Source organism: Candidatus Zixiibacteriota bacterium (assembly GCA_020853795.1).
Classification (GTDB): domain Bacteria; phylum Zixibacteria; class MSB-5A5; order CAIYYT01; family CAIYYT01; genus JADJGC01.
This window is the reverse complement of sequence record JADYYF010000005.1, coordinates 38,659-45,000: the sequence shown is the minus strand read 5'-3', so window position 1 is coordinate 45,000 and position 6,342 is coordinate 38,659. Positions and strand designations below refer to the sequence as shown.

General features: G+C 59.0%; 4 protein-coding genes and 1 tRNA gene. All 5 read right to left on the bottom strand.

Annotated elements, in window-relative coordinates; all coding sequences use genetic code 11:
* Nucleotides 1-758: 758 nt before the first annotated feature.
* Nucleotides 759-1,334: a hypothetical protein gene (locus IT585_00670; protein ID MCC6961743.1), complete on the bottom strand. Its 576-nt coding sequence runs from the start codon at nucleotides 1,332-1,334 to the stop codon at nucleotides 759-761.
* A 9-nt stretch (nucleotides 1,335-1,343) separates the two neighbouring features.
* Entirely contained in the window at nucleotides 1,344-1,817 is a 474-nt protein-coding gene (locus IT585_00665; GenBank protein ID MCC6961742.1) for a GreA/GreB family elongation factor, read from the bottom strand.
* A 226-nt stretch (nucleotides 1,818-2,043) separates the two neighbouring features.
* Nucleotides 2,044-5,031, bottom strand: coding sequence for a hypothetical protein (locus tag IT585_00660; protein MCC6961741.1), 2,988 nt, complete (start codon nucleotides 5,029-5,031; stop codon nucleotides 2,044-2,046).
* 27 nt (nucleotides 5,032-5,058) lie between these two features.
* Nucleotides 5,059-5,991 carry a hypothetical protein gene (locus IT585_00655; protein ID MCC6961740.1) on the bottom strand — a complete coding sequence of 311 codons (933 nt, stop codon included), beginning with the start codon at nucleotides 5,989-5,991 and terminating at the stop codon, nucleotides 5,059-5,061.
* A 228-nt stretch (nucleotides 5,992-6,219) separates the two neighbouring features.
* A tRNA-Thr gene (locus IT585_00650) sits at nucleotides 6,220-6,292 on the bottom strand.
* Between the last annotated feature and the right edge of the window lie 50 nt (nucleotides 6,293-6,342).

Genomic DNA, 6,342 nt, shown 5'->3' with positions numbered 1-6,342 from the left:
CCTATCATATTCGCTATCACGAAGTTCCGTGACTTCAAGGAGACCTTGAAGCCACTGGATGTTCAGATTAGCTGTGTTTAGGAAAGACAAGGGTATTGACTGCCTTGCGGCAGACTTTACCTTGCCCGTATCACAAGCTTTCTATTAGCTGGCACACTATTTTCTTGTCAAAGAGCGATAAGTCTCCCGAACCGGGAGCCTCGGAACGCTACCAGTCACAGTCGCAAATCCTTTGTGAAGGAACAACTGCCCGATCAGCGGACGACCAATATACGTATGGCAAGGGCGATGTCAAGGGGATTGATTGAGAAATTTCGGAAATATTTTAGGCAGGGTGAAAGTGTCCGGTTTTCGGGGGGATTGAAGCAGGTCGTCAAATCCATTCGTTGGTTGGAGTCGATGTTTGTGGGGGCGGGCAGTGGCTCGATAACGTGCGGAGGTCGTTGAGAGAGACGGGATTTGACCTACGAAGCTGAGAATGTGACATAGCTGAAAGGAGATTGCTTCGTCGCCAGCACGGGCGGAGACAGGTTGCGTGAGCGTTGGCTCCTCGAAATGACGAAACTCACACGGTGCGGGAATAGTGAGGTTGCAGAGAGGTCAAGGTTTCCCACCGTTCCAGTGGGGTACATCGACAGGATCGGCCGGGTAGGGGCTTCCCTGCCCGGCCGGATTCGAAGTGCCCCGCAACAGTCAGTCTGAGCTAGTTCAGAAGCTCCATCTTCCGCACGGCCTGGTTGGTGCAGTGTGGATCCGGCTTACAGCGGGCTGGAGAGGACTTTGAGGATGGGGTTTTTGAAATTGCTCCAGCCTTTGGAGACATTGTCTTCGGTGGCGATTTCGACGACGGCGTCTCCGTACATCCAGTAATCTTTGGCGCCTTTGAGCTTGAGGTTTTCGGCGGCCTTGTGGACGCACTGGGTCTGGCGGGCTTCGTTGGGATGCCAGCGGTACTTGTTGCGGAAGTTGAGGCGATACTTGGTCGTGCCGGGCACGACGCTCCAGTTGATGTTCATGCTGCCGATGGCAAACTGCCAGTCGTGGTTGGAATACTTGCTTTGCGGGATCGCGACGGAGCCGGAGGTTCGGCCTTTCTGGACGGCGAGCATGATTTCGCGGGTGACTTCTTCGCGAACGCCTTCGTCGTCCACCAGGACCTTGCTCAGATTGACTTTCATGTCGATGCCGGTGCCTTTGAGGTAGGCATCGAGATGGAGCTGGGCGTTGCCGCCGGGGTCCATCGTGATGTAGCGCGCCAGCGCCAAAGTGTTCTCGTCGGAGAGTGTGGCGCACGCGAAGTCAATGAATATTTTGGTCGGAGGTGGGTCGCCCATAGTGCTTTCCTATGCGATTGGCTTGATTTCCGTAATTGTGCCGGTCCAGGGGTTGGAACCGAAGTTAACCTCGACCTTATCGCCCACCTGCTTGCCCATCAGCAAACGCGCCATCGGAGCCGAGATCGTGACCATATCGGAGACCAGATCGAGTTCGTATTCGACCGGACCGACGATGTTGAAGGTGTGATTGGCGCCGGACTTGTCGTCGACGACCGTGACGGAACAGCCGAAGGTGATCTTCTCGGGACGGTCGCCGTTGAGGTCGATGATGCGGCCACGGAGGTAACCGTTGAAACGCTGCATCCGTTCGAGCAGGAGCACTTGGCGTTCGCGTGCGCTGTGATAAGCGGAATTCTCCTTGAGGTCGCCCAGCGCAGCGGCAGCGCCGATATCTTTGGAGTTTTGGTCGATATCCTTTTTCAGGGCGGCAATACGTTCAGTCAGGGTTTTGTAAGTGCTTCTGAGAATCGGGACCTGCATTACGCCTCTTTCATTACCTTGGCAAGTATCGGCAAAACTGCGGCACTCGTCAACAGTTGACGCGCCTTCGGGTCAGTGCCAATGCTTGAGCCGTATTGACCGTTATACGCAACATTACTCCCGCTCATTGCAGGCTGCCGGCGAGAATCTCGCGGGATACCCGCCTGAGTCAAGCGGCCCGGGAGCCCAAATCGGGCTCCCGGGTTGTGTTGGACGCTTCGCCCCGCTACGGACAGCCCGCGCACGGACGCGCACCGCCGGCGAAGATATAATTGATCAAGAAGACGGCATCGGAAATCGTCACCTGATTGCTGCAGTCGGCATCGCCGGCCAGAACCGGATTCGGAGGCGCACCGCCGGCGAAGATGTAGTTGATCAGGTAGACGGCATCGGAGATCGTGACGGCACCGCTGGCGTCGGCATCGCCGCAGATGTAGCAGCGGGAGCAATAGCCGGCGTTGCAGACAGCCTCGCAGTCGTCAGGGACGCCGTTGCCGTTGGCATCCAGCGACGTGCCCGCGCCGATATCGACCAGATCGTCGACACCGTTGCCGTTGCAGTCGACGATCGACAACGGCTGTACCGCGCCGGCGCCGATCGGGTCATAGACGCCATCGTTGTCGTCATCGACGGAAAAGAGGATCGTCGGCATCGTGAGTGCTTCGAATTCAGTCAGAGCCAACTCGACCTGGATGTTGTCGGTTGAACCAAGACTGATCGAGCGCTGGCCCAGAACCGGTTCGCCGGGAGGCAGGCCGTTGAGGCTGACGATGCCGGACGGTAACTCACCATGGTCATCGAGCGCGTTGATGCGATAGCGCAGTATTCCCGAGGAGTCCTCGTCGTTGAGGAGGTTAAACAGCATTGCCTGCGGCTGCCCAACGCGCAGGGGACTCGGGAAGTTCGGCTCGACCGCGATGAAGCACCACTTCCCTGGCGCCACGAACTTGCCCGAACAGGTCGAGCTGGCACCGGTGACGGGATCGATAATCGAGACCGAGAAACAAGCGATGTTGCCGGCTACGAACGAGAAGGGCCTGGTCACGGTGATCGGGATAGTGATGCACTGCCCCGGCGCCAGCAGCGGCGTGGTGCCGTTGGCGGGTGAGAACGTGAAGCCGATGCCGGAAACGTTGCAGCCACTTCCGGAAGCCATGCCGGCCAGCGAGTAATTGATAGTGGCCGGCGAAGCACCGTCGTTGCAGATCGTCAGGTTCAGAATCTTGGTGTTCTGTCCCTTACAGAAGATCAGCATCGACGGAATCTTGCAGTGCACGCGGCATTTGCCGGAACTGCCGGCGGCGTAAAGCGATTGGACTTCGCTCTGGGCAAGAGCGCGGTTGAACAGTTCCAACTCGTCGATCCAGCCGTCGAAATAGCGGTTGGTCAGGTAGCAGCTGCCGGTGTTCAAGAAAGTACCGTGGCCGATGTCGAGGATCGGTCCGGCATTGGTGCTGAAGAGCGGACCGGCGATCGGCGTGAAGGTGCCGACGACAACGCCGTTCAAATAGAACGTGCCGACGCCGGTGCTGCGCGAGACCGTCACAGCCACGTGCTGCCACTGATTGAGAGCGACCACGCCGGGGGGTGTCATGAAGGTCGTCTGCGGAGTCGGGAAGCTGCTCATCACCAAGCCGAGGTTACCGGTGTTGGTGCCCTGGCCATCATCCTTGACGAAGAAACAGACGCCATCGAGACCCGAGCCGCCGAAGAACCACTGACGGTTGTCAAAGATCGGGTCAACGCACGGCGCATTGCCGGGGTTGGTCAGGAAGACACTGCAATTGGCGCTGAAGCTGGTCGGATGAATCCAGGCATCGGCGGAGAAATCGCCGCCGGCAACGGTGACAAACGGATCGCTGTAAACGCGAACGATGTCTTGATTCGCCAGTGTCGGACCGAAACGATAGGCGCCGTTCACCTGTCCGGGACCAAACGAAAAGGTCCCCAGATGGGTGCCGGGATTGTCGCCGCCGGCAAGATCGAAGGCCGTGGCCGGAGCGGTTTCGTCAAACGAGTACCAGGCAATCATCTGCCCCGGGACGCGGGCGCAGCAGGTGTCCGCCGGGTTGTCCGAGCACATGAAATTGCCGAAGTCGATGTTCGTCTGGTTGGTACCGGAGCCGAGAGTGAGATTGTGAACGCTCGGCGACGGATAGGTTTGCACCCAGTTGGGCTGGTTGACCTCGACCACCGTGAAGGTCGTGCAGGGCAGATTGGTGAAAGCATAAGCACCATTGGCGGCGGTGGTAGTGCTGGCGTAAAGCGGGCCGCCCTGATAGTAGAGCTCGATCGTCCAGCCGCCGAGACCCGGCTCGCCGGGATCGTGCACGCCGTCGCGGTCGTAATCGTTCCACTTGCGGCCGCTGATGCTGCAATCGTTGGCGGCACCGGGGCAACAGCGTCCGACTTCGAGGCGCAAGAAGTCGATCATGGTGTCGTCGTGCAGGAGGAAGTCGATCTTGCCGTCCTGCAGGAGCGGCATGACGCTGGTGATGAAGCCGTACGGCGGAAGATTGGCCAGATCGAGGCAGACGGTCATGGTGTCGCCTGGATTCCAGATCGTGTCGGCGCCGGCGGTGTGGATCCCGAGCAATTGGCTCAAGCTGAGATGATAGATGCTGGCCGTACCGGGATAGTCGCCCAACTGCAGGTCGTCATCCTCGCAGCCAGCGTTGATCCCCATCAGGCGCAGGCAGAGCGTGGCGGAGACGACACAGCAGGAGGTATCGAAGCAGTTATTGAAGGTGTGGCCAAAGCACTGATTAAACGCCGGTTGGTCGAATGCCAAATTGGGCGCGCCCTGACACAGCTCAGCCAAGAAAGTCTGCAGTGCCGGTGAGGGCGTCGGCAGTTCCGGCGCATCGGGCTGGAAATGGTCCGGCTTGCCGGCAACGCAGGTATCGTATGCGATCGCGGCACACTTGGAGGTGTCGAGGTTGCCAAAGTCATAGCCGGTCATGATCGAGTTGTAAAGCGGCTGGTAGACGTTGTACTGGATCGTAGACGGCGCGGTCTGAATCCAGCCCGGCTGCTGTGTCTCGTAGACAAAGTGGAGGTAGGTCGAGGCCAGACCGTAGATCGCGTAAGCACCGGTGGCATCGGTCGTGTCGCAGAACGTTCCGTAGTAATCGGTCGTGCAAATGATCCAGTTAGCGAGCCCCGGTTCACCCGGATCGTGCACACCGTCGCAGTCTAAGTCTTCATACTTCACACCGTGAAGTTCGCCTTGCGGCGTGGGTCAGCCACCGCTGCAGCCGCCGCCGGAGTAGTCGACCTCGGTATTGTTACGCAGATAGATATCGAGGTCGCCGTCCTGAAGGGCGGCCATGATGTTCGTGATGCCACGGTCGGCGAGAGGCAGATTGGCCAGATCGAGGGTAACCGTCATCGTGTCGCCCGGATCCCAACTGACATCGGCACCGCCCGTTGCCAGTTCCAGCAGATTGCTAAGACTCGCATGCCAGATGCTCCCCGGACTCGGCCAAGCGCCGAAGTGGAGTTCGTCATCCTGACTGCCGGCGGCCGAGGCGCGCAGCCGCATTTGAATTGTCGCCCGGATCGGGGCGCATGTTCCCCAACAATTACTGAGGGTATGCCCGAAGCAGGCATCGGCACCCGCCGGTTGATCGAAAAACGTCAACGCACTGCCGCAGGAATTCAATTGAGCCAGCAGGCCGGCGCTGGGCGAGGCCGGTTCCGGACCGTTGCCGCCGTCGAAGTTGTCGTTAACGCCGCCCAGACAGGAAAAGGTCTGGGTCGTGTCGCAAGTGGCGATCGCTTTGACTGCGAAGGTCCGGCCGCTGACAACATCGCCGGCGCCGAGCGTCAGGCGATAGTCGACCGAGTGAGGGGCTGACTGCAGGTAACCTGGTCGCTGTTGAATCGCGACAGCATAGTCACCGGCCGGCAGTCCGGCGAAGGTGAAGAGTCCGTCGGTTGTGGTGGTCGCCGAGTCGAGGCTGGGCGGCAGACCGCCGCCGATTGCGCGCAGATAGACAGTCCAACCCGGCAGCGCCGGGTCGAACGAGTCCTGGCTGCCATCGCAGTCGCGGTCGGTAAAGACGAGGCCGGAAATGGTCGCAGCTCCGGCCCATGCCGGCGTCGTGGCCATCAGGCAGACGAGGATCAGGCGCCAACTTAGAGCTTGCCGCCGATCACGCCAACTTGCCATGTTCCCTCCAGAGGAAGCAGATACAGTACTTGCGGCCGGTCTGGTTACCCACCAGTGCCGACCAGTGGCTATGTGAGCAATGGATTTATGAAAATGGGAAGCGACTTTCGTCGATACTCAGAAGCAAGTTAGCCTAAATGGGGCTGTTTAGTCAACAATAATTTATTAAGACTTCGTCCGAAGCCACTTTACAGGGAGCGAGGTTGAGGAAAGATCCGCGCTTAGATAAGCCACCCATCGGATTCGAACCGATGACCTGCTGATTACGAATCAGCTGCTCTACCAGCTGAGCTAGGGTGGCCGATAAACAGGCGGTGCGAATAACGATCGAAACAGCAAGGGATTCGATCG